Below are 26,072 nucleotides of genomic sequence, written 5' to 3' on the forward strand. Positions count from 1 at the left end.
GTCAGGCCCCCTTCTCAGTGATCGTTCGCTTCTCGATGCGCTTCTCTTGCGCCTGCTCGGTGGTGAGCGGCACGACCCGCTGGACATAGATGCCGGGCAGGTGGATCTCGTCGGGGTCGAGCTCGCCCGGCTCGACGAGCTCCTCGACCTCGGCGATCGTGATGCGGCCGGACATGGCGCAGAGCGGGTTGAAGTTGCGCGAGGACTTGTTGAAGACGAGGTTGCCGTGGCGGTCACCCTTGGCGGCGCGCACGAGGCCGAAGTCGGCGGCGATGCCTTCCTCGAGGACGAACGTCCGCTCCTCGCCGCCGAGGCTGAAGACACGCGTCTCCTTGGGAGGTGAGGCGACAGCGACACTGCCGTCACCGGCATACCGCCAGGGCAGTCCGCCATCGGCGACCTGGCTGCCGACGCCGGTCGGCGTGAAGAACGCGGCGATGCCGGCGCCGCCGGCGCGCAGGCGCTCGGCGAGGGTGCCCTGGGGCGTGAGCTCGACCTCGAGTTCGCCCTCGAGGTACTGGCGCGCGAACTCCTTGTTCTCGCCGACGTAGGAACTCACCATGCGACGGATCTGCTTCGCGCCGAGGAGGATGCCGAGGCCCCAGTCGTCGACGCCACAGTTGTTGGAGAAGACCTCGAGGTCACGCACCCCCTTCGCGTGCAGTTCGGCGATGAGAACACTGGGGATGCCGCAGAGCCCGAATCCACCGACGGCCAGGCTGGCACCGTCCGTGATGTCCTCGAGGGCTGCGGAAGCAGAGGAGACGACCTTGTCCATGGCCGTGACTCTAGTCACCCCTGTGATGGGCTCCGATGTGGTGGGGGGCCAGTGCTCGGCCGGGCCTATGGGTCGTGGGACGGGGCGACGGGCGATGCCGAAGAATTTGCGGAGTTTGGGACACATTGACGGAAGAACCGTCTCCGTGTGCGGGGGTGTGCGAAGTACATCCGTGTAATTCACCCCGATCCACTTGCGAAACGTGTGTGACTAGTGGGACAACTGTGAAGCCATCGTGTCTGATGTGACGTCTGGGACGGCGCATCCGGCACTCCGCCACTCACTCCGCTGCCCCTGAGGAGCTTTCGTTGACGCGCGCTCACCTGCCTGCCACGTCGACCCGAGGACCCCGTCGCGCCCTCGGTGCCGTCACCGTCACTCTCCTGTCGGTCCCGCTCGCGTCCGCCGCGTTCGCCGCGACCATCCCGCCGCCGCCGACCAAGCCGCTGCCGGACGAGCTCGACATCGCGCCGAGGTACCAGGAGGGCTACCGCTGCCTCAGCGGCGACCTGCCCGGACCGACGGCGTTCGCGAAGCTCCTCAACGACCACTACGGGCGGCACGTCTACGGCATCAACCGCACCTGCGCGGCCGAGCACGGTGAGGGTCGCGCCCTCGACTGGATGATCAATGCCTACTCGGCCGATGGACTGGCGCTGGGCAACGCCATCACCCGGTGGCTCGCGGCTCCCGACTCGCAGGGGCGACCGGGCGCGATGGCTCGCCGTTTCGGCATCAACTACATCATCTGGAACCGCCAGATGTGGCGCGCCTACGACCCGGGTCGCGGGTGGGCGCCCTATTCGGGCGTCTCGCCACACACCGACCACATCCACATCTCGTTCACGTGGGACGGCGCCTACCAGCGCACGTCGTGGTGGACCGGCAAGGCGCTGACCTCGGTCCAGCTCACCGGCCCGATCTCCGGTGCCACGGTGCCGGTCGTCACGACGACCCCGACCATGACGGCCAGCGGCTACCCGCTGCTCAAGCGCGGCGACACCCACAAGGACCTGATGATCGCGCAGAAGGCCTTCGGCATCACCCAGGACGGTCAGTTCGGGCCGGGCACGGAGGCAGCCGTCGCCTCGTGGCAGTCGCGCAACGGTGTGCCGGTCACCAAGCAGCTCGACAATGCGACCTGGACCAAGCTCGTCGCGGTCGGTCTCGTCCCGTCGCGCAACACGACCGGCGGGACGACCCCCGGGCCGCTCACGGACTACGTCAACACCGTCCTCAAGCGTGGCTCCACCGGTCCGGCCGTCGTGGCCCTCCAGAAGGCTCTGGGCATCACCGCCGACGGGTCGTTCGGTCCGGCAACCGAGACGAAGGTCAAGGCCTACCAGTCGTCCAAGGGCATCTCGCCGACCGGCGTCGTCGCGACCTCGACGTGGCAGGCACTCATCGGTACGACCACCACGCCGACGACTTCACCCCTGTCGGCCTACAAGGACCTCGTCCTGCGCCGCGGCTCGACGGGCGCTCCCGTGGTGGCGCTCCAGAAGGCTCTGGGCATCACCGCCGACGGGTCGTTCGGTCCGGCCACGGAGTCGAAGGTCAAGGCCTACCAGTCCTCCAAGGGCATCTCGCCGACCGGCGTGGTGGCCTCGCAGACCTGGGCCGCCCTCATGGGCCAGACGTCGACCGGGACGGTCACGCCGCCCCCGGCAACCGTCACGTCGACCGAGTTCACGACCTACAAGTCGACCGTCCTCCAGGTCGGTTCCAAGGGCACGGCGGTCAAGGTCCTCCAGGCGGGCATCGGTGGGCTGGCCGTTGACGGGTCGTTCGGTCAGTTGACCGCGGCCCGGGTCAAGGCCTTCCAGCAGTCCGTCGGCGTCAAGGCCACCGGGATCGTCGACCGGGCCACGTGGGACAAGGTGGAACTGCACGTCCACCCGCTCCTGCCCTACTGGGGCACGGTCGCCAAGCGCGGCTCGACCGGCACGAACGTCAAGGCGCTTCAGCAGGCCCTGCGGATCACGGCCGACGGGTCCTTCGGTCCGGGCACCGAAGCCGCCGTCAAGGCAGCCCAGAGCCGGGCCAAGCTCGCCTCCACCGGCGTGGTGGCCACCCTCACCTGGCAGGCCATCGAGAAGCAGACCTGACGCCGGTCAGGGCGCACCCACCGCGCCCTCGACGCGGGAACGCTCCTCGAGAACGTTCGCCGGCGCCTCGCCGCGACTGAGCACGACCGAGCCGTCTGCCGCCCACAGGGCGAGGCAGGCGACGAGGAAGTCGGCCGTGCTCGTCGTGGTGAGGTGTCGGCGTTCGGTTGAGTTCGCCTGCGGTGCAGCCGAATTCACCACATCGGCGTATGCCGTCCGCTCACCATCGATGAGGAGTGCCGGGTCGTCGTCGGCCGGCTCCTCCCACGCGTCGAACTGGTCGCCGTGGGTGCTGAGCTCCTTGGCCTCGTCCATGACGCCCGGCGGCACGGGAACCAGTGCGGCCCGGGCGAGGCCGGCGAGGGTGACGAGGATGGCGGCGGTGCCGTCGGCCGTGGCGGCGGCAGCGGCGTCGGGATCGGTGGTCACGAGCAGATCCACGTCCTGCGTAGCGCGGCCCGTGCTCACCGTGCTGACCGCACCGCCCACGCTCCACGTCGCGAACGCCCAATAGGCCGTGCGCCAGTGCGGTGGCAGGTCGAGGTGGACCACGGAGCCGGGCGCGATGTCGAACTCGTCCTGGAGGGCGTTGGCGGCCTTGCTCACCCAGTTGGAGAACACGCGGGCGGACAACTCGATGCGTTCGCCGCGGGTCGGTCCGTCGGTGTCGTCATAGGTGGTGATGCGCGGCTTCGCCGAGTCGGAGCGAAGCATCTGCTGGAGGACGTCGGCGGGTCTGGTCACGGGATCAGCCTAGGCACCCCGATAGCGTTGGCGACCATGAGCCGGTCACTGCCCACCACGGACGAGGACCTGCCCTCCTCACCCCTCGAACGCGCCGGCGGTCGATGGCTCCAGACGCTGGTCCTGGGCACGGCGACCTGGATCGTCGCGCTCTCGCTGCTCGCCGTTCCGCTGGCGGGCCTGGGGCTCTGGACGCCGTGGCTCATCCTGCCCCTCGCGCTGGGAGTGGCGGCTGCGAGCGGGTGGTGGGCACACGGCATACCCTCACGGTCGTTGCCCGTCTGGACCACAGCGCTCCTCATCGCCGTGAGCGCAGGTGCCGGAATCTGGTCTGCCGCAACGCATTCGGAACAGGTGTTGCCGCGCAGGGACTCGGCGAGCTACCTCCAGGCGGCCATCTCGATGGCCGGCACCCACGAACGACTGATCACGGTCGACCCGGCCGAGGTGGGCGGGCCGGACGTGCTCGACATCGAGGGCATCACCTTGGACAGCCCCGCCTTCTATGAGGTCGGCGACAGCGAAAACCCCTCTGTCCAGCCGCAATTCGTCATTGGTCCGGGGGCGATCTGGTCGCTGGGTGTGTGGCTCGGGGGAGCGGCGGGCGCGATGCTCCTGCCGTCCCTGACCGGTGCGATCGGCGTGCTCGCGATCGGCCTGCTCACCGCTCGGGTCGGGGCGGCGCGCTGGTCACCACTGGCCGCGGCCGGGGTGGGGTTGTTGTTCCCGGTGCTGCACACGATGCGGTCGACCTATTCGGAGCCGCTGGCCATGGTCACCCTCGGCGCGGGACTGCTCGCGCTCGTCATCGCCGCGCGCCAGGGGATGCGCGGCGAGCTCGGTCGGGCCGCGTTGCTGGCGGGTGTCCTCGTCGGCGGGACGGCGTTCGTCCGCATCGACGGCCTGCGCGAGACGATCCTCCTCGTCCCCGTCGCGGCGCTGGCGCTGGCGCAAGGACAGCGGTGGGCTCGGCCGCTGCTCATCGGGGCCGGGGCGTCGACGGCTCTGGCGTTCGGGGCGGCGCTGTGGCTGTCGAACCAATACCTCGGCACGATCGCCGCGAGCCTCGTCCCACTCGTCGCCCTCGGGCTCGTCCTGGCTCTCGTGACGGCTGTCCTGCTGTGGTGGCAGAAGCGGGGAGGCGCTGTGCCGCAGCGGATTTCGCGTCTCATGCCCCAGGCGTTGGCCGGTGCGGTCGTCCTGGTCGGGCTGTTCCTCGCGAGCCGACCACTCTGGCAGACGGTGCGGCAGTCGCCCGACGACCCGGGTTCACGCGTCGTCGCCGGCCTCCAGCTCCGTCAGGGCCTCACGGTGGACGGCGGCCGCACCTATGCCGAGCAGACCGTGACCTGGCTGTCGTGGTGGGTCGGGGTGCCCGCGCTCGTCATCTCGCTCGTCGCCCTGGCGTGGGCCGCCCGTGCGGCTGCGACGCGATGGGCCGAGGGGGAGACCCTGCAGGCCTGGACCGGCCCGCTCCTCATCTGCGCGGGGTCGACCGTCGCGACCCTGTGGCGGCCCGGCATCACGCCAGACCATCCCTGGGCCGAACGGCGCCTCGTGATCGTCCTGCCGTTCGTCGTGGTCCTGTGCGTCATGGCTGCCGCGTATGCCGTCCGCCACCTCTCGCGGCGTGCCCCCGTTGCCGTTGCGGTCGCCGCGGGGGTCGCGCTTGTGGCGGCAACGCTCGTGCCGACTGCTCTCGCGACGTGGCCACATCGTGGCGAGCGGGTGGAACTCGGCGAACTCGCCGCCGTGGAGGGCGTGTGTGCGCAGCTCGGGGAGGGTGACGTCGTGCTGGCGGTGGACTCGCGGGCCGCGAACGAGTGGCCCCAGGTCGTGCGCGGTCAATGTGGTCGCGCGGCACTCTCCACGACCGGCGCGCTGCGAAGCGACCAGGAGGCCCTGGCCGCGGCGGTCGCGGCGACGAACTCCGCGGTGACGCAGCGCGGTGGGCGACTGCTGCTCCTGGCGGCGGACTCACCCGAGGCGCTCGAGGAGCTGGGTGTCGAGCCGATCCTGCCGGCGCTCGACACGACCGTCCTCGAGGATGCCCGACTGCTCGAACGACGCCCCGACCACCTCGTCACCCTGCCCCTGCAGGTCTGGGTCGGCTCACCGAGCTGACCGCCGCGCGTGTCAGCGCGAGGTGACGTCCTGCGGCATCCGGCGCTGCACCGCCGAGTAGGTGTGCCGGTCGGCCGCGACGATGAGACCCGGCTGGGTCGAGCGCGGTCCGTAGTCGACACCGTCGAGATGGCCCACGCGGCCGCCCGCCTCGGTCACCATGAGCGAACCCGGCGCGTGGTCCCACGCGTTCGAGCGGCTGTAGAGGATGTAGTCGACCGCGCCCTCGATCAGCTTCGGGTAGTCGACGCCGCAGCAGACCCAACTGGGTTGCAGCGCAGGGAGTTCGGCCAGGGCGTGGCCCCGCAGCGACCAGATGGACGTGGCTCCGCGCGGCTGGTCGTCCTGGCCCAGCGCAGCCCGGGTCACCCGCTCGCCGTTGCGCTCCACACCGGCGCCACGCTCGGCCACCCAGGCGACCTCGTGCTCGGGCTGCCAGATCCACGCGCGGGTCGTTTCGCCGCCGTGCGTCTCGGCGACCATCACGGCGTGGTCCGCGGACCCGTTGACGAAGTTCTTGGTGCCGTCGACGGGGTCGACGGTGAAGGCGTGCTCCGCCCCGACGTAGCGGTCAAGGATGCTCGGGTCGGCGGAGTGCGCCTCCTCACCGAGGATCACGGCGTCGGGGTAGGCCGCCGTGAGTGCCTTCGTGAGCAGCACCTCGGCCTCGCGGTCGGCGACCGTGACGAGGTCACCGGGGTTCTTCTCGATCACCTCACCGTCGGCGAGGGAGCGGAATCGCGGAGTGATGACCTCGGCGGCCACCTGCTTCATGAGTTCGAGCACCTCTGGTGTGTCCACGGACACACACGCTTCCACACGAGGTGGGCGGACGGCATACCGGGGTGTGGGTCTAGAGGACCGAGATCTCGTCGAGCGCATCGAACGCTTCGGCCGCCTGGGGATGATCCGGTATGCCGGGTGGCTCGGCTCCCTCGATCTCGGCGATGTGGACGAGGGCGTCCCCTCGGTTGACGAGGGGCGCCGTCGTGCGGCCGATGACGACGCCCGAACGGTCGGCCTTGACGAGGCGCAGCGTCTTGCCGAACGAATTGCTCAGCCCGCCGAGCCGGTCACCGACCTCGACCCGCTGTCCGAGGGTCGCGTCGAGGTTGACGATGCCGGTGCGGCGAGCACGGACCCAGCCGGTGCGGCGGCTCACGAGGACCGGCGGGGGCGTGGCCAGGGCGTCGTTGTTGAGCGTGTCGGCGTCGACCATGTCGAGGGCCGCAAGGACGCGCAGGACGCCCGCGACACCGGCCTCGATCGCCCACGCATCGAAGCGCATCGCCTCGCCGGACTCGAACAGCAGGACCGTCGCTCCGCGTTCGCGCGCGGCCGCCCGGAGCGACCCGTCGCGCAGCTTGGCGTGGACGATGACCGGCGCCCCGAACGCCTCGGCGAGCGCGCGCGTGCGGGGGTCGTCGAGGTCGGCGCGGATCTGGGGGAGATTGGTGCGACGGTCCGAGCCGGTGTGGAGGTCGATGCCGACCTCGCACTTGTCGATGACCTCGCGCATCATCAGGTGCGCGATGCGACCGGCGAGCGAACCGCGCGCCGACCCGGGGAACGACCGGTTGAGGTCACGCCGGTCGGGCAGGTAGCGGTCGCCCGCCATGAACCCGTGCACGTTGACGATCGGGACGGCGAGCAGCGTGCCGCGGAACGTCTTGGCCGACAGCCGTGACAGCACCCGGCGGATGACCTCGACGCCGACGACCTCGTCGCCGTGGATGGCCGCGTTGACCCAGACGACGGGGCCGTCGTGGCGGCCGTGAATGACGCGCACCGGCAGGCTGATCTCGGAGCCGGTGACGAGCTTGGTGATGGGCAGCCCGATCTCGCGGGTGTGGCCGGGGCGGACCTTGACCGTGCCGATCGCGAACGACGGTCGGGGGGTGCGCGGGGTCGTGGCGCTCACGCGCGGCCCCGGTTGCGACGGCGTAACGCGAGCTTCGGCCGGCCGCCGAGGTAGGACTGCGACGGGTCGACGAGGAAGCCCTGCTCGAGCGCCTCACGTCCGATGAGCATCCGGAACCCCATCTCGTCGCGGTTGCTCAGCGTCACCTCGGCCGTCACCTCGCGCCGGCCCAGGACGAGGTCGAGCATGACGACGATGCGGTCCTCGGAGAGGCCGTTGGACGAGCGGACGACGCGCTCGTCGGCGATGGGTCGTTCGACGACGACGGCGTCCTCGTGGCTGCCCTGCCACGGGTGGATGGAGAAGCGAACCCAGCGCTCACCATCGCGCTCGAAGCGGTCGACGTCGAAGGCGTGCAGCGACGAAGTCCTCGCCCCCGTGTCGACCTTGGCCTTGATCCACGGAACCTTCGCGGACGGCATACGCACCCACTCACGCCACCCGACGTGGATGGTTTGATGGGTTGCTCCGGACACCCGACCATCCTCTCAGGTACCCCACATGAAGCTTGCGATTCTCTCCCGCGCGCCCCGGGCCTATTCGACCCAGCGACTGCGCACGGCCGCCCTCGACCGCGGACACGACGTCAAGGTGCTCAACACCCTGCGCTTCGCGATCGACCTGTCCGGGCCGGAGCCGGACCTGCAGTTCCGCGGACGTCCGCTGTCGGACTACGACGCGATCCTGCCGCGGATCGGCAACTCGATCACCTATTTCGGCACGGCCGTGGTGCGCCAGTTCGAGCAGATGGACGTCTACACGCCCAACACCGCCAACGGCATCTCGAACTCGCGCGACAAGCTGCGTGCCACCCAGATCCTGTCCCGCCACCAGATCGGTATGCCGGCCACGACCTTCGTGCGCAACCGCGCCGATGTGCCCGCCGCCATCGAACGCGTGGGCGGCGCTCCCGTCGTCATCAAGTTGCTCGAGGGCACCCAGGGGATCGGGGTCATCCTCGCGCCCGACAACAAGGTCGCCGAGGCGATCATCGAGACGCTCCAGAGCACGAGCCAGAACGTCCTCATCCAGAGCTTCGTCAAGGAGAGCCGCGGGCGCGACATCCGGGCGCTCGTCGTCGGGGACCGGGTCGTCGCTGCGATGCGCCGCCGCGCGCAGGGTGACGAGTTCCGGTCCAACGTCCACCGCGGCGGGTCGGTCGAGGCCGTGACGCTGGAGCCCGAGTTCGAGCAGGCGGCGGTGCGGTCGGCGCAGATCATGGGTCTGCGCGTAGCCGGTGTCGACATGCTCGAGGGCAATGACGGGCCGCAGGTCATGGAAGTCAACTCCTCACCCGGCCTGCAGGGCATCGAGGCCGCAACGAAGCTCGACGTCGCCGGCGCGATCATCGACTACATCAGCAACCAGGTCGCCTTCCCCGAGATCGATGTGCGTCAGCGCCTCACTGTCTCAACGGGATACGGCGTGGCCGAGCTCGTCGTCCATGGCAGTGCGGACCTCGTCGGCAAGACCATCGCCGAGTCCGGGCTCGAGGACCGCGACATCACAGTGCTGACTCTGCACCGGGGCACGACGGTCATCCCGAACCCCCGTCGCCGCACGGCCCTCGAGCCGAACGACCGGCTGCTCTGCTTCGGCAAGCTCGAGGAGATGCGCTCGATGATCCCCGAGCGCCGTCGCCGCCGGGCCAAGGTCCGTCGCCTCCCGAAGGAGCCGATCCACGACGCCTGAGCTCCTGTCGTCGAGACGACCAGGTGTGGCCGAGACGACGAGTTCGAGGTGGTCGTCGCCCAGATGTGGTCGTCTCGCGCCAGAGTTCTTGGCCCAACCCTCCACCCGTCGGGCCATGATCGTCCGTATCCCTTTGTGAGGCATCCACTTAAGGGGTGCGACGACGTCGACGTGTGAGGGGGTGGGCAGTGGCCGACCGCGAGGCCTTCGACGACTATGTGCGTGAGCGCTGGGCACCGCTGCTGCGCACCGCCACGCTGCTCACGGGCGACCGGCACTCTGCCGAGGATCTCGTCCAGGAGACGCTGATCCGGGCCGCCCAACGGTGGAGCCGGGTGGATCCCGCGACGGCCGACGCCTACGTCCGACGCATCCTCTACACGCGATCGGTCGATGCGTGGCGGTGGCGTCGGCACCAGCCGGATCCCGCGGAGGGTGGCGGCGACCTCGTCGACGGGACCGATGTGGCGGGGGTGGTGGACACCCGGCTGACCCTGGCCGCGGCCCTGCGGAGGCTGACGCCACGACAGCGCGCGGTCCTCGTCGCGCGCTTCTATGAGGACCGGACCGAGGTCCAGACGGCCCAGGTCCTCGGCTGCTCCGTGAACACGGTCAAGTCGCAGACGAGGCACGCGCTCGATCGCCTGAGGGTGCTGGCACCCGAACTCGCGGAGACGTTCGGACGCAAGGAGACGGTGCGATGAGCACGGACCAACTGTCGACCGCGCTGCGGGACCTCGTCGCGGACGCCGACCGGGGCGCGGTGGCTCCGAACGGCGACGACCTCTGGTCGGCAGGACGCCGTCGACGCCTGACCTCGCGCGCCGTGCCGGTGGGCGTGGTCGCGTGCCTCATCGCTCTGGTGGCCATGGTGTTGTGGCCCGCCGGCCCGCCTCGGGCCGCCGTGCCCGCGGAGCGGCTCGATGATCAGGTCTCGCAGCAGTTGACGTCGTATCCGGAGAACATCGCCAAGCCGCCCTTCCTCGATGTCGCGGACACGCCGGGCGTCACCGCAGCCATCGTCCCCGCTGCCAGTGGGGCGGCTGCCCCGTATGCCGTCTCGCCGCGCGGTCAGGTGACCCGCCTTCACCTCGCGTCGATGGGTGAGGGCTTCGCGCCCGACGCCTGGTCGTTGTCACCGGACGGTCGCTGGCTCGCGTTCGGGACCATCGTCACCGACCTCGTGGACGGGCGCCCACTGCTCGCGCCCGCTGAGCAGAGTTGGGTGGAGCGGCAGTGGCCCATGCCGCCGGAGCCGGGGTGGTGGTCGCCGGACTCGCGGCGGGTCTTTGTGGGTGGGTTCAACCAGGGGACGCCGACCTCGGCAGGGGTGCTCATCGGCACTGATGGCACAGTCGGCGCGGTGCCGCTCGTCGAGGACGGCGTCTCCCCGATCTTCGCCGGGTGGCTCGACGACGACACCCTCCTCGCACTCCTCGACCTCGGTCCCGGGACGTCGCGGCTCGAGGTTCGGACGTGGACCATCGGCGATCCGTCGTGGCAGGCCAACGGCGCGATCGTGTCGTGGCTGGACACGGACGACGCGTCGACTGTGCGGGCGCTGATGTCGCCCGACGGGCAGCGTCTGTTGCTGACCGCCTCTGCGACGGACCTGGAGACGCAGGAACTGAACCAGACCGTCGCGATGATGTTCGACCCGCGCACGGGGGACCAGTTGGGTATGCCGCTGACCGACGGATCGGTCAGTCCAGCGGATTGGTCAGAAGGAAGCTTCGTCGGGTGGGACGGCTGGGGGTGCCGTCCGGTGTGGCGCAATGGCCTTCCGGTGCTTACCGACGGTGACGTCGCCGGGTTCGTGCGCGACCGCTTCGGGAATTTCGAGGTGGTCTCGGTGTCGTCCCGCTACGACGAACCCTGTGTCGCGTTCGCCGGCAACGAGCTGCGTGGCACGCCCGTCACGGATCGGGGACTGATGTGGAAGGAGCGGCTGTCGGCGTGGGGGCTGCCCCTGCTCACGGGTTTGCTCGTCGTCCTCGGCCTGGGGTGGTGGATCCGGCGACGGAAGGGGTCCTGGCGGCAACCGCTGCGACGCCGCCCGATGATCATCGGCCGACTCTTCTGACGCCCGATGCCGGTAGCTCGGCGCCGGTCGGTCGGTGCAGGTCGGGCAGGGTCAGGCGCGTCGGGGGCAGACCCAGACCTGCCGCTGGAGGATGGTCGTCCGGGTCTGCGGCGAGCAGTCGAAGGACGCGTCGACGTAGGCGCCCACGGCCTGCGGCATCCGGTCGCGGGCGAACCACGTGGTGTCCCACACGACGAACGCCGGTGGGGTCGGCGTGAGGCAGGAGAGGTTGTCGCGGTAACTGTCCATCCGCATGACCTCCGGTCCGATCTCGTAGGTCGCGCGCTGCAACCACTGCGGTGACGGGTAGCGGCACGTCGCCGGGTTCTCCACGACGAAGTTGGTCGCGCCGTAGGTGAGATAGAGAACGGGTACGTCGGCCGGCAACTGCGCGCGGGCGAGACGCATGGACTCGAGTTCGGCGTTGTGCTTCGACAGCGGTGTGCCGACATGGCCACCGGCGTTGTACATCTCGAAGCTCCCGGGGCTGCTGGGCAGGAGCGGCGCGAGGAGCAGGATCGTCAGGGCGATGGGCCACAGGCTGCTCGGGGGCGGGGCATCACCGGGCGCGATCGGCGGAGTTTGTCTGTGGCCCACGAGGGCCGCGGCGCTGACCGCGATAGCGATCACGCCGAAGAGCACCGTCGTGGACTCGAGGTGGTCGGCGCGCCACGCGGCGGGGCGGGCGCACACGACGATGGCCAGCGCCGTCGTCGCACCGGCGCCGACGAGCAGGGGCAAGCGCCCACGACGGTCCTGGGCGATGGCCCAGGCAAGCGCACCTGCGGCGAGGACCGGCATACCCACCCAGTGGTAGGCGAAGTGCTCCCCCTGGCCATAACCCGAGGCGACCGAGAGGGCCACGGCCAGAGCAGCGATCGCAGCGGCGACGACTCGGGTCCTCAAGGTGGGACGTCGCACGACGATCAGGAGCGCGGCGGGGACGGCAGCCCAGATGACCGGGTTGACCGCCCCGATGTCGAGGCTGTCGCGGACGCCGCGCAGGACACCGTGGACGGAGAAGCCCCTCGAGAGCGGCGAGTTGTGGACGAGGGTGACCTGGTCGGCGAGCCACTGGATCTCCCACGGCAACTCGCGGCGCTGGAGGACGACGAGCACGGCGGCGACCACGGCCGTCGCTCCGGCTGCGGCCGCGGCACGTCGCCACGAGAACAGCGCGACGACGAGCAGCGCGAGGAGGACCCAGGGGAGCGCGGCAATCTTGGCCCCGATGGCGAAGGAGAAGAGGAGGCCCGCGACGAGCGGGCTGATCGACCGTGACCCCCACAGGGCGGCTCCGAGTCCGGCGACAGCGAGGACAGCGCCGAGCCAGTCGGGCTGGAGGACGTACCAGTTCGGCGATGCCACGAGGGCCAGCCCGACCGCGATCGAGGTGGCCGCGGCAATCCGGCCGGGCACGTGGCGGCGCAGACCGTGCCACAGCACCGTTGCGGACGCCGTCGCTGTCAGCCACCCGCAGGCGCGGACCACGGCCATCCCCGCCGTGCCCGCTGGATCGAGGCCGGTCACCCGGACGATCGACAGGATGCCGTCGAGATAGACCCGGTGAACCACGGGACGGGCGAGGAAGAGGTCGACCGCGTCGAAGCCGGCACCATGCCCGGTGATGAGGCCACCCAGGACATAGGCGATGTCACCGTTGAGGCTCACGGACGCAGCGACACCCATCAGCAGGACTGCTCCGGCGGCCGTGAGGAGGGCAGGGATCAGCCAAGGTCTGCGCGGCCCCCTGCCGACGTGGTCCCGTGTCCCCACCTCTCGACTGTAGGCCCTGGCGGCCTCAGCCTTGGGACGCTCGTCAGGGTCGGGCGGATCGAGAGGGCCGCGAGGGGCGACGCCCGGTCTGCCAGTCGAGGGACCAGGACGACATGCGAATGGCGATCACGACCGAGATCGAGATGAGTGCAGAGACAAGCACGGGCAACTCGAGGGTCCGGAGCACGAAGTAGGCGATGCAGCCCGGGATTGCGGCGAGGACATAGAACGACCCCGGCTTGAAGTGCTCGGGCTGCTCGTTGATGAGGACGTCACGGATGAGGGCTCCACCGACGCCTGCGACCGTGCCCACGAAGAGGCACGAGATCGGTGGCAGACCAGCGGTCATCGCTCGATCGGTGCCGAGGGTCGAGTACATCGCCAGCGAGATGGCGTCGAGCAGCGTGAACGCGGCGTCGCGCCGGAACCGCATCGGCCCGACGACCTTGAGCAGGGGCGCGACGAGGGCACCTCCGATGAACGCCGACGGGAGCAGCCAGGGCGACGTGAGCGCGCGCACCGGCACCTGGAGGAGCAGGTCGCGCAGGAGCGCGCCGCCGAGTCCGCCGATGACGGCCAGGAACAGCACGCCCACGATGTCGAAGCCGCGGCGCCGCGCTGCCAGGGCTCCGGCCAACCCGCCGAACCCGACCGCCACGGCATCGAGCCCGAGCGGGATGGCGAGGGTGTTCACGCGAGCAGGGTAGTGCGCGGACGGCATACCGAAAACTGGGTCGTGGGGTGTCGGCGGTGTGGGGCAGGATTCGCGTCGTGCTGCAGCGACTGGGATTTCCACGGGTGGGGGAGCATCGCCGGTTCGTCTCGGCGATCGTCGCGGACACGGTGGGCAGCGGGCTGTTCATGCCGATCACGCTGCTCTACTTCCTCAAGGTCACCGACCTGACGCTCGTCCAGATCGGTTCGGCCCTCAGCCTGTCCGCGCTCCTGACGATGCCGGCGGCGTTCGTCATCGGCACGCTCGTCGACCGGTTCGGTGGGCGCCGGATGATGCTCGTCGGCAACATCGTGCAGGCCGTCGGCATGCTCGCCTACCTCTGGGTCGAGGCGCTCTGGCCGGTTGCCCTCGCGACGGTCCTGCTCAACCTCGGGCGACAGGCGTTCTGGGGATCGTTCGGCAACGTCGTCACCGCGATCACCAAGCCGGGGGAGCGCGAGCTGTGGTTCGGCTTCCTCCAGGCACTGCGCAACCTCGGCTACGCGGCCGGCGGTGTCCTCGCGGGAATCGCGCTGCAGGTCGACACGGTCGCCGCATTCAAGGCGGTCGTCATTGCGAATGCCGCGACGTTCGTCATCGCTTTCGTCCTGCTGCTTGACGTCCCTGACCACCGCTCCGTCGTCGCGCCCTCGGCGACCGATGGTGACGGTGAGGCCGCGCCGCCCACGGGCGGGTGGGGAGTCGTCCTGAGAGACCGCGCGTACCTCCGCCTCGTCCTCGGTCAGCTCGGTTTCGTGCTCGGCATCATGGTGCTCAACTTTGCACTGCCCGTGTATGCCGCGGAGACGCTTGCGCTCCCGGGTTGGCTCGTCGGGGCGATCTTCACGCTCAACACGGTCATGGTCGGTCTGGGACAGGGCCTCATGGTGCGGTGGATGACCGGCCGCGTCCGGGCACGGATGATGGCGCTCGCGCAGGTCTTCTTCATCGTCGGCTACCTCACCTTCGTCCTCGCGGGGCTGCTGCCGGTGTGGCTCGCGGTCGCCGCCATGCTCGTCGGGGCTGTGATCTATACGAGCGGTGAGCTTGCCGGTGGTCCCGTCTTCAGTGCGACGGCGGCCGAGGCGGCACCCGATCACCTGCGGGGTCGCTACCTCGGGCTCGTCCAGCTCGTGTGGGCGATCGGCGGCACCGTGACACCGGTCGCCTACACGTGGCTGCTGGCCCACGGCACCTACACGATCTGGGCCGTTCTCGGCGCCGTGGCCATCGTCGGGGCGGCGTTCGTGCTCACCCTGCCCAAGGTTCTGCCGACCTCCGGAGAACGCGTCACCGCCGGGTAGTCTCGGCAGCGATGAACGAGCACCCGGAGACCGAGGTCATCCCGACCACCAGCCCCGCCTCCCCGGCGGCCCCCAGCCCCGCGCCGCCCACCGAGCGCATCGCCGTCCGCACGGGCGAGTTGGCCGGCGGGAGCGACGACCCGGGTGAGTCGGGCACGGTCCCGGCGCGGCCGGCATTCGACACGCGGTTCCAGGCCACGACGCAACGGGACCCGCGCCCCGCGACTCTCGAGGACGGCTCGCCGCGTCCCTACGTGACGATCGTGCTGCCCTGCTACAACGAGGGCGCGCACGTCCTCAAGGAGATCGACCGCATCACGGCGACGATGAACGCGAGCGAGTTCACCTACGAGCTGCTCTGCATCGACGACGCGAGCACGGACAACACCCTCGAGGTCCTCGAGCAGGCGGGGCGTGACTTCGCGAACCTGCGGATCATGCCGTTCCGGCGCAACGGCGGCTCGGGCACGGCTCGACGCATCGGTACGCAGCAGGCCCACGGCGAGATCGTCGTGTGGACCGACGCGGACATGACCTACGAGAACGAGCGCATCCCCGAGCTCGTCCGGATCCTGCGCGACGACGCGAGCTATGACCAGGTCGTCGGCGCCCGCACGACCGAGGAGGGCACGCACAAGTGGGCCCGCGTCCCCGCGAAGTGGTTCATCCGCAAGGTCGCCGAGTGGCTCACCAAGACGAAGATCCCCGACCTCAACAGCGGCCTGCGGGCGTTCCGGCGCGAGGTGTCGCTGCCGTACCTGCGGCTCCTGCCGGCCGGGTTCTCCTGCGTCACGACGATCACCATCGCCTTCCTGAGCAACCAGCACGACATCAAGTACGTCGAGACGAGCTATGCCAAGCGCGCCGGCGTGAGCAAGTTCCACTTCGTCAACGACGCCTACCGCTACATCCTCCAGGTGCTGCGGATGGTCATGTACTTCGACCCGCTCAAGGTCCTCATGCCCCCGGCGCTGTGGCTCATCTTCATCGGCTTCATCAAGGGCGTCGTCGACATGGTGCGGCACCCGTTCTACTTCCCGGCATCGACCGTGCTGCTCGTCGTCAGTGGGCTCATGATCGGCTCCCTCGCCCTCCTCTCCGACCTCGTCGTGAGGTCCAGAGACGGTGTCTGACAACGGTTCCACGGGCGCGGGATCTGCTGCGCTCCGGCTGGCCGTCGTCGGCCCGACCCACCCCTACAAGGGTGGCGTCGCGTCGCACACGACCGAGCTGTGCCACGAACTCGCCGAGGCCGGTCACGACGTCACCCTCGTGTCGTGGAGCCATCTGTACCCGTCGCTGCTCTATCCGGGCGAGCAGGCCGTCCCCGGCGGCGCGCCCGACGTCGACCCGTTCCCGCGGACGATCCGCGCCCTGTCCTGGGCCCGTCCCGACACGTGGGTGCGGACAGGCCGGAGGCTGCGCGACATGGACGCGATCATCGTCGTCCACGTCATCCCTCCCGGTGTGCCGTCCAACCTTGCGGTGCTGCGCGCCGCCGGGGTCGGTCGCACGTCCTCGTCGGGGCTGGGGCCGCGGTCGATCGTCATCGCCCACAACGTCCTGCCGCACGAGGCCCGTCCGGGTGACCGCCAGTTCATGGATGCCCTCTTCCGACGTGTGGATTCCGTTGTCGTGCACTCGGATTCGCAGGCCAAGCTCGCCACGGAGCTCGGTGCCGCGCACGTCCGAGAGTTCGACCTGCCGCCGCACCTGCCCGGAGGTCCACCCGTCGAGCACGTCGAGTCGACCGGTCCGACGCGGCTGCTCGCCCTCGGAATCGTGCGCGACTACAAGGGCGTCGACCTGCTTCTCGACGCGATGCTCGACGTCCCGGACCTGCGCCTCACCATCGCGGGGGAGATGTGGGGAGACAGTGGTCGGCGCGTCAAGGAACTCGCGGCCGACCCTCGACTCGCCGACCGCGTCGAGGTCCACAGCGGCTACGTCCCGGCCGACCGCATCGCGGCGCTCATGGCCCGACACGACGTCCTCACCCTGACCTATCGCCACGCGACGGCATCGCAGAACGTCCTGCTAGCCCGCCGCCACGGACTGCCCGTGCTCGCCACGCACGTCGGCACCTTCGGGTCCCAGGTCCGCCACGGCATCGATGGCCTCCTCGTGCCCCCGAACGACCGCGCCGCCCTCGTCTCCGCGTTGCGTCGCCTTGCCGACCGCCCGTATGCCGGCCAGCTGCGTGCCGCGGTCCGCCCACCTGACCTGTCCGGGCCGTGGGCGCACTACGTCGGCGGGATCGAGGCGTTGGCCAGTGCCGAGTCCGATGCGCTCGTCGACGACGCCCAGCCCGCCGAGGTCCCGGCCGACACGCCGCTCCAGCGGGCGAAGGACCTCGTCACGGCGGCCCGACTCCGGCGCCGCAAGGACCTGCCGCTGCGGCCGACCGACTTCCCAGAGTGGGTTCGGGCTTCCGACCTGTTGGCGCTCGACAACGACGCCCTCGATGCCCAGGCGCTGGGCCGGGACCTCGGTCTGCCCCGGGCTTCGGACGCCGTCGCCGCGTGGGCCGCGCTCGGTGCCCTGGCGGCGATCCTGCGCATCCGCGACGACGGCCGACGTCGAGCGGTCATCGTCGACGAGTCCGGCACCCGGAGCCCCTTCTCGCGGTGGGCGCGGGCGGTCGGTTTCGAGCCCGTCGAACTCGAACTCACGGGCCGGCGCACCTCCGTCGAGGTGCTCGACGTCGACACGGCCAGCCTCGACGTCATCGTGCGCCTGCACCCGGGAGGCTGCGGTGCCGACGACGTGGATCACGCTGTCGGACAGGCCTCCTGGGCGCTGAAGTCCGGTGGCTTGCTCATCCTCACCCTGCCCGTCGGCGAGGACGACCCCGAGTGGGCGGTCAGCCCGGCCGATCTCCGTGGGGTCCTCGCGCGGGCCGACGACCTCGGCCTCGTCCTCGTCGGTGATGTCGACGGTGACATCGGCGAGCAGCTCCGTGATGCCTCCGCCTCGGCCCGGGCCCTGCGCGAGGCCCGTGAGGAGCGCGACGCTCGCGAGGCTCGCGACGCGCAACCGCGCGGACGTCACGAAGGTGCGCCGCCGGCATACGGGATCCTTCGACTGACGTTCCGGCGTCGGTGAGTCGAGAGGGAAGCCCATGACACGCACACGGCTCGTCGACATCGTCCGGATCGTCGTCGCCGTCCTCGTCCTCGTCGCCGTCGCGATTGCGGTGTGGCGCAACTGGAGTGAGGTGTCGGCGCACCTGCGCGAGGTGCCGGCACGGACCCTTGTCACGGCGTTCGTCCTTGCCCTGTTGGCGCCGATCTTCACGTTCCTCGGCTGGCGCGTCCTGCTCAACGACCTCGGGACGCGGCTCCCGGTCCCGGCCGGGTCGAGCGTGTTCTTCGTCGGTCAGTTGGGCAAGTACCTCCCGGGCTCTGTGTGGAGCGTCGTCGCCCAGGCCGACATGGGTTCACGGTTGGGCGTCCCGCGGCGCCGCATGGGCATCGTGGGCCTTCTCTCGATCCTCCTGTCCGTGATCACCGGGGCCGTCGTGGGCATCCCCGCGGTCCCGCTGCTGCTCGCGCGCTCGGGCGAGGTGCGGTCGCTGTGGTGGTTCGCTCCGGCGATCGCGCTGTTGCTGCTCCTCTGGCCGCGCCTGCTCAACTGGGGGATCGATCGGCTGCTGCGGCTCCTGCGTCGCGACCCGCTCGAGCACTCGCTCACCGCGCCGGCCATCGGGCTGTCCTCGATGTGGGGCATCCTCGCGTGGCTGAGTGCCGGCCTGGCGATGCTCGTCCTCGCTCACGCGCTGGCTCCGAGCACGCCGGTGCGCGACCTCTTCGTCACGGCCGTGTGCGGCTTCGCGCTCGCCTCGGCCATCGGGATGTTCTCGTTCATCGTGCCCGCCGGGGTGGGCGTGCGCGAAGGCGTGCTCGTGCTGCTGCTCGGGGCGCTCATGCCCTTCGCGGCGGCGTTCGCGGTCGTCGTCATCGCGCGGTTCTTCAGCGTCGTCGCCGACGTCGTCGTGGCCACGTTCGGCTGGGGGTGGGCTCGAACCCACCACCTGCTCGGGTCGACCTCCGGAGGTGCCGATGAGTGACGCCGACAGGCCCCGCGAGGAACAGCTTGCCTACTCCGAGCTCATGGACAAGATGCTCGACGAGTCAGCGCGCCGACAGAAGGCCGCCAAGCTGATCTCCGTCATCGCGCACGGACTGGGCCGTTCGGGGGAGCGCCCGCTCGAGGGGCTGCGGGCCGTCGACGTGGGCTGCTCGGCGGGGTTCATCGCCGACGAACTCGCCCTCGCCGGCGCGCAGACGACGGGAGTCGACATCGACGAACCCGGGCTGGCCAAGGCGCGTGAACGGTTCGGCGACCGGGTCGACTTCCAGTTGGCCCGCGGCGAGGACCTGCCCTTCGAGGACGGCTCCGTCGACGTCGTCGTCCTCAACCACATCTACGAGCACGTCGTCGACCCCGATGCGGTCGTCGCCGACATCCACCGCGTCCTCGCACCCGGCGGCGTCCTGTATCTCGGCATCGGCCACCGCTGGCAGGTCATCGAACCCCACCACCGGCTCCCCTTCCTCTCGTGGCTGCCGCAGCGGGCCGCGGATCGCTACATGCGGCTGACGGGCAAGGGCGAGCACTACTACGAGCGCTACGCCACGCCAGCGGGTCTGCGCCGCATGTTTGCGGCCTTCGACGTGTGGGACTACACCCTCCCCGTGCTTGCCGACCCGGCTGCCTTTTCGGGCGGCGACGTCATCCCCGACTGGGTGGGACGACTGCCCGAAAAGGCCCTCGCCGCAACGCTTCCGCTCGTGCCGACCTATGTCTGGCTGGCCTTCCGTCAGCCCGCGACGCCCGCCGGCCCCGCACTTCGGGTCGCACCCCGACACGTGGCGTTGCCGTCGCGCTGATGGCTGCCGCGGACTCTCCTGACACCCCGGACACCCCGGACGCCCCGGCCCTCACCCGGGTCCACCGCTCCGACCGGCCACTCCAGCTGGGCAGCGTGGTCTCGATCTTCCGACGGGGCGGGGGAGACCCGACGTCGTGGACCGATCGCGGCAGCACGTGGGTCTTCGCCTGGCGGGTCCCGACGGGTCCGCTGACCCTGCGCCTCGTCGATCGACCCCGCCTTGCCGAAGTGCACGCCGAGGCCTGGGGGCCGGGTGCCGAGTGGATTCTCGACCGGCTTCCGCAGCTGCTCGGCGAGGACGACGACGATTCCGGGTTCGAGACGCATCACGACCTCGTGGCGCAGACCCGGCGGCGCTTCCCCGGATGGCGCGTACCCGCCTCCGGACTCGTGGTGCAGGCCCTGATCCCGACCATCATCGAACAGCGCGTGACCGGCAAGGAAGCGTTCGCGGCATACCGGAATCTTGTGCGCCGCAACGGAACTCGCGCTCCGGGCATCGGTGAGCGGCTCGGTCTCTTCGTCCCTCCGGAGCCGAAGACCTGGGCGCTCATCCCCTCGTGGGAGTGGCTGCGCGAAGGCGTGGACGGAGCGCGTTCGCGCCCCGCGGTCCTCGTCGCCGGACGCGCGGGGCGGCTCGAGGAATGCGTGGGTATGCCGTCCCTCGACGCCCGTCGTCGTCTCGAGGCCGTGCCCGGCGTGGGTCGGTGGACGGCGAACGAGGTCGCACACCGTGCGCTCGGTGACGCCGACGCGGTGAGCTTCGGCGACTACCACGTCGCGAAGAACATCGGGTTTGCCCTGACCGGTTCGGACGTCGACGACGACGGGTTGGCCGAGTTGCTCGAACCCTATGCGGGACACCGCTATCGGGTGCAGCGCTACGTCGAGCTGTCGGGCGTGACGAGGCCCCGCCGCGGTCCGCGGTTCACTCTGCCCACGCACCTCCCCTGAAGCCTGTGCAGTAGCACTCGCATCAGCGGGCCTCGACCACCTCGGCCCACAGCGCCGCGAGCTCGGTGGCGCCAGGAGTGGACTCCTCGACGAGAGCGTCGATGCGCCGCTGGAGACCGTCACGTGCCGGCACCTCACCGTCCCGCACTCCGTGCTTGACGTAGTCCGCGATGTCCGCGACGGCGGCCGCCACGCCAAGAGTTCCGTGAGCCGAAGCGGCCGGTCCGAGAGTGAGAGAAATCGCGTCCTCTCGCTGTACCGCAACGGTTTTCGCGTCGTCGTTGTCCTGCTCCTCGCTCAACCCGGCCACCGTGCTCACCGGCTGCCAGCGCACGCGCGCGGTCCCGAGCCGGTCACCCTCGCGAGCGCGTGCGGTCGGGCGAACCTCGTAGAGCGCGGTCACCCGGTGGCCCGAACCGACTTCTCCGGCGTCCACGCTCGGGTCGTTGAAGTCGGCGTCGTCGAGGGCTCGGTTCTCGTAGCCGATGAGGCGATACGCCGCGACGGTCTCGGGGTCGAACTCGACCTGGATCTTCGCGTCCTTCGCGATCGGGGTGAGGGTCGCCCGAAGGTCGCGGACGAAGAGCTGCTTGGCCTCCTCGAACGTGTCGACGTAGGCATAGAAGCCGTCGCCGCGGTCGGCCAACTGCTCCATGAGGTGGTCGTTGTAGTTCCCCATCCCGTAGCCCACGGTGACGAGGTGAATCCCGTTGCGCCCGTTGTCGCGGATCGCCGTGGCGAGCTGTCCGCCGTCGGTGACGCCGACGTTGGCGACGCCGTCGGAGGCGAGGAGGACAACATTGATCGCACCGGGTCGCGCGGCCTCGCGTGCCTGGTCGTAGCCGAGCATCAGCCCGGCCTCGAGATTCGTGCTGCCCCCGGCTTTCAGGTGCTCGATGGCGCCGAGGATGGTGTCGGCGCGGCGCACGGGCGTCGGTTCCAGCAGCGGTTCGGCGTCGGTCTGATAGGTGACGATCGCGATGGTGTCGTCCGATCGCAGGTTCTGCACGAGGAGCGCGAGTGAGGCCTTGACCAGCCCGAGCCGGGAGCCGATGTCCATGGAGCCGGACGTGTCGACGACCATCGTGACCGCCACGGGTGCCCACTCCTCGTCGGGAACCTCACGGCCCTGGAGGCCGATGCGCACGAGCCGGGTCCCGTCCCGATCCGGGGTGATGGCCTGGTCCGACCGCAGTTCGAGGTCGTCGCGCTGGGGCGCGGGGAATCCGCTGTCGAAGGAGTTGACCCATTCCTCGACGCGGACCGACTCCTGCGGCGGCAGATGGCCCTCGTCGAGCAGGGTGCGGGCCACGCGATAGGAACCGTTGTCGACGTCGACGGCAAAGGTCGACTGCGGACGTTCGCGCGGGTCGAGGAAGGTGCTCGTGCCCGCGTCGACGAACGTGTTGTCCTCGAGCACGCCCGGGGCGCGCTGATCCGGGCCGTACGGCTGGGACGCACCCGGCGCACCCGGCGCACCAGACGTGCCCGCGGATCCGGCCGCTGCCGAGGAGGAGGACCCCGTCATGCTGTCGGTGTCCTGGCTTTCGTAGTTCTCGTAGTACGACCCGGCATCCACCGCTGCGATGTCGGTGTCCCCGGCGCCGGAGCACCCCGCGGCGAGAACGACAAGGGCGGCCAGCGCAACTGCTCCCAGTGGTTTCATGCCAGTCCGACGGCGGCTCGGCACAGCGGGTTCCGGCCGTGTCCGAACCGCAACCTTCCGGCGCTGGCACCGACTCCGGCACCGCTCCGGAACGCTCCGTCAGCTGGTCGGGCGGCCCTGCCCCGGAGCCACTGGTACCGGCATCTCGGCGAGGAGGTCCGACAGCGGCGCGGGCGTCGTCGCCTCGTCGAGCGCGCCGGCCAGGGCCACCGCCAGCAACTCCTTGCGCCCCGAGGTCGTCCCGACGAATCGCCGGAGCTGGTCGAGAAGCGGCCGCCCCTGCCACGCCTGCTGCCGCGTGAACGCCTCGAACGTCGTCAGCAGGTCGACCGACTCGAGCACGGCGAGCGTCCCGTCGAGCCCCAGCGCGCGCATGAATTCGTCCTCGAGGTCACGTCGGCACACCGTGAACGTGAAGGTCGGAATCACGTCGAGCGCCCTCGTGAAGAACGGTGCCTCGCGTTCGTCGCACATCCCGATGACGCGGGGGAGCGGGTCAGCGGCGGCGGCGCGTTCGACGTGTCGCCGGACGTTCGTCGCCCCGCCCATGTCGATGAGCAGACACGGCTCGTCCTCGGCATCCACGCCACGGGCGGCACGCAGGACCTGCACTGCCGCGACGTCGCTCGCCCCTTCGAGCAGCACCCAGGTCGGTCGGTCCATGCCTTCGAGCGTCGCTCACCTTGCGCTCTGCCGCAACGGGTTTGGCCGGTATGCCGTCCGCCCGTGTCCGCGCGGACGTCACCTTCGGGGCGGGCTGAGCCGGGCCGTGACGGTGTGCTCGGCCGTGGGCCGACCAGTCAGGTCGATGGTGAGGTCTTCGCCTGCAGCGGCGACCTCGAGTCGTTGGGCGAGTCGTCCGAGCGCGAAGTCGTCGGCCGCCCCCAGGGTGACCTCCGCGGAGTCCTCGGTGCCGTCCCCGGCACCACCGGCCGTGATCTCCACGTCCGCGCTGGCGTCCTCGTCGGCGGCCAGGGTCACCGCGACGACCCGGGCCACACGCGCTGCGAACGGCTCAGCACCGACCGGCCGAATACCGACCTGCTCGGAGAGTTCGGACCCGGGGGCCACCCCGAGCGCCGCGCGGACGGCTTCGACGTGGCCGAGGGCGAACCAGTCGCCCGGTCCGGTCCGGACGAGCCGCCGAGCATCGCCGACCGCGTCCTCCACGGGCCCGGCGAACCACGACTCCGGCACGCCACGCACCACGGCAGCGGCGACACCGTCGGCCTTGCCCTTGACGAGGTCGGCGGCGGCAGCGAGCTCGTCCGCCACGGCTCGAGCGGTGACCGACATGACGCGTCCGTCGGCGTCGGTCTCGCCGCGGTGGTCGAGCAGGACCTTGAGCCCCGCGGACCCGAGTGCGAAGTCGGTCAGCCCGCCACGCCAGGGGCGACCGGCCGTGTCGCTGAGGATGACCGCGAGAGGTGTCGCGGACGGCATACCCAGGAGGGCGAGGAACGCCGAGCGCAGGTCGCGCGCGCACGCATCCGGATCGTGCGGCAGGAGGAGCAACGCACCCGACGGGCCGGTGTTGGATGCGTCGATCCCGGCCGCGGCCATGACGGGTCCGGCGAGGGCCTCGACGACCCGGGTCACTCGGTCGCCGACGGAGCGTTCGGCCACGATCCGGGTGGACTCGTCGAGGACCAGGGACTCCTTGTCCGAGACGTCAGCAGCGGTGAGCCCCAACGCTTTTGACACGATCTTGCTCGACACGACGATGACATCGCCCACGACGAGCCCACCCTCACCAAGTGCCGAGAGCAGCAGTCGCGCAACCTCGTCACCGGCTCGCACTTCGGGCACGCCGAGGACCGGCGTGATCGTCAGGCCGCGCGTCACCGGGTCACCTTCGAACCCGTTCAGCGACGGACGCGCTCGGCGAGCGCGAGGAGTTCGGCGGCCATCGCCGCGGTCGTCGGCACGTCGGTCATGAGCAGCGGTGCCGAATGTGTCGCCACCTCGACCCCGCGCACCCGCACCCCGGCATCAGCCGGGTCGACGAGCCAGCCGTCGAGGAAGTCGGCATAGAGCCCGGCCACGGCAGCCGCGGACGACTCGACACCGATCGCCGAGAGGCAGGCGTCGGCGTGACCGCGCACGGGCCGCCCGGAGATGAGCGGGGACACCCCGACGACGGGGGCGGTCGAGCCACGCAGGGCATCGCGGACGCCGGGTACGCCGAGGATGATCCCGATCGACACGACCGGGTTCGAGGGTGGCAGGACGATGACGTCGGCCGTCCGGATCGCGTCGAGGACACCGGGCGCGGCGGCTGCCCGATCGAGGCCGGCGACGACGAAACGGGACGCCGGCACCTCCGCCCGCAGGCGCACCCACCACTCTTGGAAGTGCACCGCGCGCTGCTCGTCACCCTCGTCGAGGACGACGTGCGTCTCGACCGGGGTGTCGGTCATGGGCAGGAGCCGGATGCCTCGGTCGGGGAGTCCCCAACGGGTCGCGAGGCGCTCGGTCACCTCCGACGCGGTCTGCCCCTGGGCCAGCCACTGCGATCGGACGATGTGGGTGCCGAGATCAAGATCACCCAGCGTGAACCACTGCGGCACCGCGCCATAGGCAGCCAACTCGCCCTGGACGCGGGTCGATTCGTCGGCCCGTCCCCACCCCTGGTCCTCGTTGACGCCCCCTCCGAGGGTGTAGAGGAGGGTGTCGATGTCGGGGCAGACGCGCAGTCCGAAGAGGCTGATGTCGTCACCGGTGTTGGCGATGACGGTGAGCTCGGATTCCGGTGCCACGACGTCGAGCTGGGCTTTCAGGCCCCTGAGAAAGCGGGCTCCGCCGACGCCGCCCGCGAGGGCTGTGATTCGCATGCGGGCCAGTCTCGCTCACGCGCTGGCAAGGGCGACACGCCGGTCCTCCGAAAGAAAAGTCACCGAATAGCAGATCTCGGCTTGACGTACGGGGATGACACGCGTGTAATTTCATCATTGTGTCCTTGGGAAGTACTTCCCTCAGTTCGGGGGAACCACGGACACGTGCTGGGTCGCAGAGGGTCGAGGAGGCAGCGATGCACGAGTTGACGTTGATCGACGCCATGGTTGAAGAGGAGACCGAGCTCTCCTGGCAGGAGCGCAGCCTGTGCGCACAGACGGATCCGGAGGCGTTCTTCCCCGAGAAGGGCGGCTCCACCCGCGAGGCAAAAAAGGTGTGCGTGGGCTGTGACGTGAGAGCCGAGTGCCTGGAGTACGCACTGGCCAACGACGAGCGTTTCGGAATCTGGGGTGGGCTGTCCGAGCGGGAGCGTCGCAAGCTGAAGAAGCGCGCAGTCTGACCGGGCGCGCGCCCACCC

General features: G+C 70.3%; 23 protein-coding genes. 12 read left to right on the top strand and 11 right to left on the bottom strand.

Going from position 1 to position 26,072, the window contains the following annotated elements:
* Position 1: 1 nt before the first annotated feature.
* The gene (locus tag N803_RS12415; protein ID WP_035905835.1) at positions 2-778 is read right to left on the bottom strand and encodes a CoA transferase subunit A; all 777 of its coding nucleotides are present in this window, start codon (positions 776-778) and stop codon (positions 2-4) included.
* Between the two features lie 308 nt (positions 779-1,086).
* On the opposite strand from N803_RS12415, the gene N803_RS17610 reads away from it, so the two are divergent.
* Positions 1,087-2,886 (top strand): peptidoglycan-binding domain-containing protein, encoded by a 1,800-nt coding sequence (locus N803_RS17610; RefSeq protein WP_052112244.1) that lies wholly within the window; start codon positions 1,087-1,089, stop codon positions 2,884-2,886.
* A gap of 6 nt (positions 2,887-2,892) precedes the next feature.
* Here N803_RS17610 and N803_RS12425 read toward each other — a convergent pair whose 3' ends face one another.
* Positions 2,893-3,630 (bottom strand): TIGR03089 family protein, encoded by a 738-nt coding sequence (locus tag N803_RS12425; protein ID WP_035905837.1) that lies wholly within the window; start codon positions 3,628-3,630, stop codon positions 2,893-2,895.
* Positions 3,631-3,666: 36 nt separating this feature from the next.
* Here N803_RS12425 and N803_RS12430 point away from each other — a divergent pair, with 36 nt between their 5' ends.
* Positions 3,667-5,754, top strand: coding sequence for a hypothetical protein (locus N803_RS12430; RefSeq protein WP_035905839.1), 2,088 nt, complete (start codon positions 3,667-3,669; stop codon positions 5,752-5,754).
* A 12-nt stretch (positions 5,755-5,766) separates the two neighbouring features.
* Here the strand turns inward: N803_RS12430 and N803_RS12435 are convergent, their stop codons facing one another.
* Genes N803_RS12435 through N803_RS12445 form a run of 3 tightly spaced genes read right to left on the bottom strand, consistent with a single transcriptional unit; the run spans position 5,767 to position 8,151 of the window.
* Complete coding sequence (locus N803_RS12435) at positions 5,767-6,555, bottom strand: inositol monophosphatase family protein (protein WP_035905998.1); 789 nt, start codon at positions 6,553-6,555, stop codon at positions 5,767-5,769.
* Between the two features lie 52 nt (positions 6,556-6,607).
* Positions 6,608-7,675 carry a succinylglutamate desuccinylase/aspartoacylase family protein gene (locus tag N803_RS12440; protein ID WP_052112245.1) on the bottom strand — a complete coding sequence of 356 codons (1,068 nt, stop codon included), beginning with the start codon at positions 7,673-7,675 and terminating at the stop codon, positions 6,608-6,610.
* Positions 7,672-8,151, bottom strand: coding sequence for an ATP-dependent zinc protease family protein (locus N803_RS12445; protein WP_084764468.1), 480 nt, complete (start codon positions 8,149-8,151; stop codon positions 7,672-7,674). Before N803_RS12445 ends, N803_RS12440 begins: the two co-directional genes overlap by 4 nt.
* Positions 8,152-8,176: 25 nt before the next feature.
* On the opposite strand from N803_RS12445, the gene N803_RS12450 reads away from it, so the two are divergent.
* From N803_RS12450 to N803_RS12460, 3 genes are all read left to right on the top strand, one after another.
* Positions 8,177-9,367, top strand: coding sequence for a RimK family alpha-L-glutamate ligase (locus N803_RS12450; protein ID WP_035905844.1), 1,191 nt, complete (start codon positions 8,177-8,179; stop codon positions 9,365-9,367).
* A gap of 188 nt (positions 9,368-9,555) precedes the next feature.
* A complete protein-coding gene (locus N803_RS12455; RefSeq protein ID WP_035905846.1) occupies positions 9,556-10,071 on the top strand; it encodes a SigE family RNA polymerase sigma factor in 516 nt (171 codons plus the stop codon).
* Positions 10,068-11,450, top strand: a complete 1,383-nt coding sequence (locus tag N803_RS12460; protein ID WP_035905848.1) for a hypothetical protein — start codon at positions 10,068-10,070, stop codon at positions 11,448-11,450. Before N803_RS12455 ends, N803_RS12460 begins: the two co-directional genes overlap by 4 nt.
* Positions 11,451-11,501: 51 nt before the next feature.
* Here N803_RS12460 and N803_RS12465 read toward each other — a convergent pair whose 3' ends face one another.
* Together N803_RS12465 and N803_RS12470 are read right to left on the bottom strand one after the other, a co-directional pair.
* Complete coding sequence (locus N803_RS12465) at positions 11,502-13,226, bottom strand: hypothetical protein (RefSeq protein WP_156969777.1); 1,725 nt, start codon at positions 13,224-13,226, stop codon at positions 11,502-11,504.
* Between the two features lie 43 nt (positions 13,227-13,269).
* Positions 13,270-13,920, bottom strand: a complete 651-nt coding sequence (locus N803_RS12470) for a trimeric intracellular cation channel family protein (protein ID WP_035906002.1) — start codon at positions 13,918-13,920, stop codon at positions 13,270-13,272.
* A gap of 77 nt (positions 13,921-13,997) precedes the next feature.
* On the opposite strand from N803_RS12470, the gene N803_RS12475 reads away from it, so the two are divergent.
* The 6 genes from N803_RS12475 to N803_RS12500 are packed head-to-tail and all read left to right on the top strand — an operon-like array spanning position 13,998 to position 21,093.
* Positions 13,998-15,245, top strand: coding sequence for an MFS transporter (locus N803_RS12475; protein WP_245617236.1), 1,248 nt, complete (start codon positions 13,998-14,000; stop codon positions 15,243-15,245).
* Between the two features lie 11 nt (positions 15,246-15,256).
* Positions 15,257-16,378: a glycosyltransferase family 2 protein gene (locus N803_RS12480; protein WP_035905851.1), complete on the top strand. Its 1,122-nt coding sequence runs from the start codon at positions 15,257-15,259 to the stop codon at positions 16,376-16,378.
* Positions 16,371-18,350: a glycosyltransferase family 4 protein gene (locus tag N803_RS12485; RefSeq protein WP_035905853.1), complete on the top strand. Its 1,980-nt coding sequence runs from the start codon at positions 16,371-16,373 to the stop codon at positions 18,348-18,350. Before N803_RS12480 ends, N803_RS12485 begins: the two co-directional genes overlap by 8 nt.
* A 16-nt stretch (positions 18,351-18,366) precedes the next feature.
* Positions 18,367-19,314 carry a lysylphosphatidylglycerol synthase domain-containing protein gene (locus tag N803_RS12490; RefSeq protein ID WP_035905854.1) on the top strand — a complete coding sequence of 316 codons (948 nt, stop codon included), beginning with the start codon at positions 18,367-18,369 and terminating at the stop codon, positions 19,312-19,314.
* Entirely contained in the window at positions 19,307-20,137 is an 831-nt protein-coding gene (locus N803_RS12495) for a class I SAM-dependent methyltransferase (RefSeq protein WP_035905855.1), read from the top strand. The genes N803_RS12490 and N803_RS12495 overlap by 8 nt, the downstream gene beginning before the upstream one ends.
* Positions 20,137-21,093: a DNA-3-methyladenine glycosylase family protein gene (locus N803_RS12500; protein ID WP_052112248.1), complete on the top strand. Its 957-nt coding sequence runs from the start codon at positions 20,137-20,139 to the stop codon at positions 21,091-21,093. The genes N803_RS12495 and N803_RS12500 overlap by 1 nt, the downstream gene beginning before the upstream one ends.
* Positions 21,094-21,115: 22 nt before the next feature.
* Here the strand turns inward: N803_RS12500 and N803_RS12505 are convergent, their stop codons facing one another.
* The 4 genes from N803_RS12505 to cofD all read right to left on the bottom strand — a co-directional run bounded on the left by N803_RS12505 (position 21,116) and on the right by cofD (position 25,593).
* Entirely contained in the window at positions 21,116-22,759 is a 1,644-nt protein-coding gene (locus tag N803_RS12505; RefSeq protein ID WP_052112249.1) for a vWA domain-containing protein, read from the bottom strand.
* A 99-nt stretch (positions 22,760-22,858) separates the two neighbouring features.
* Positions 22,859-23,422 (bottom strand): hypothetical protein, encoded by a 564-nt coding sequence (locus N803_RS12510; protein WP_052112250.1) that lies wholly within the window; start codon positions 23,420-23,422, stop codon positions 22,859-22,861.
* A gap of 78 nt (positions 23,423-23,500) precedes the next feature.
* Positions 23,501-24,604, bottom strand: coding sequence for a coenzyme F420-0:L-glutamate ligase (locus N803_RS12515; protein ID WP_035905856.1), 1,104 nt, complete (start codon positions 24,602-24,604; stop codon positions 23,501-23,503).
* 20 nt (positions 24,605-24,624) lie between these two features.
* The gene (gene cofD, locus N803_RS12520) at positions 24,625-25,593 is read right to left on the bottom strand and encodes a 2-phospho-L-lactate transferase (protein WP_035905857.1); all 969 of its coding nucleotides are present in this window, start codon (positions 25,591-25,593) and stop codon (positions 24,625-24,627) included.
* Between the two features lie 197 nt (positions 25,594-25,790).
* Between cofD and N803_RS12525 the strand changes: the two genes are divergently transcribed.
* Positions 25,791-26,054, top strand: a complete 264-nt coding sequence (locus tag N803_RS12525; protein WP_035905858.1) for a WhiB family transcriptional regulator — start codon at positions 25,791-25,793, stop codon at positions 26,052-26,054.
* Positions 26,055-26,072: the final 18 nt, after the last annotated feature.

Source organism: Knoellia subterranea KCTC 19937, from assembly GCF_000768685.1.
GTDB classification, from domain to species: Bacteria; Actinomycetota; Actinomycetes; order Actinomycetales; family Dermatophilaceae; genus Knoellia; species Knoellia subterranea.

What these genes read in the sequence shown, in the direction of transcription:
- cofD (WP_035905857.1), bottom strand. Translation starts at nt 25,593, where the DNA reads ATGCGAATCACAGCCCTCGCGGGCGGCGTCGGCGGAGCCCGCTTTCTC.
- N803_RS12480 (WP_035905851.1), top strand. Translation starts at nt 15,257, where the DNA reads ATGAACGAGCACCCGGAGACCGAGGTCATCCCGACCACCAGCCCCGCC.
- N803_RS12415 (WP_035905835.1), bottom strand. Translation starts at nt 778, where the DNA reads ATGGACAAGGTCGTCTCCTCTGCTTCCGCAGCCCTCGAGGACATCACG.
- N803_RS12525 (WP_035905858.1), top strand. Translation starts at nt 25,791, where the DNA reads ATGCACGAGTTGACGTTGATCGACGCCATGGTTGAAGAGGAGACCGAG.
- N803_RS12460 (WP_035905848.1), top strand. Translation starts at nt 10,068, where the DNA reads ATGAGCACGGACCAACTGTCGACCGCGCTGCGGGACCTCGTCGCGGAC.
- N803_RS12450 (WP_035905844.1), top strand. Translation starts at nt 8,177, where the DNA reads ATGAAGCTTGCGATTCTCTCCCGCGCGCCCCGGGCCTATTCGACCCAG.
- N803_RS12505 (WP_052112249.1), bottom strand. Translation starts at nt 22,759, where the DNA reads ATGAAACCACTGGGAGCAGTTGCGCTGGCCGCCCTTGTCGTTCTCGCC.
- N803_RS12490 (WP_035905854.1), top strand. Translation starts at nt 18,367, where the DNA reads ATGACACGCACACGGCTCGTCGACATCGTCCGGATCGTCGTCGCCGTC.
- N803_RS12430 (WP_035905839.1), top strand. Translation starts at nt 3,667, where the DNA reads ATGAGCCGGTCACTGCCCACCACGGACGAGGACCTGCCCTCCTCACCC.
- N803_RS12510 (WP_052112250.1), bottom strand. Translation starts at nt 23,422, where the DNA reads ATGGACCGACCGACCTGGGTGCTGCTCGAAGGGGCGAGCGACGTCGCG.
- N803_RS12495 (WP_035905855.1), top strand. Translation starts at nt 19,307, where the DNA reads ATGAGTGACGCCGACAGGCCCCGCGAGGAACAGCTTGCCTACTCCGAG.
- N803_RS12500 (WP_052112248.1), top strand. Translation starts at nt 20,137, where the DNA reads ATGGCTGCCGCGGACTCTCCTGACACCCCGGACACCCCGGACGCCCCG.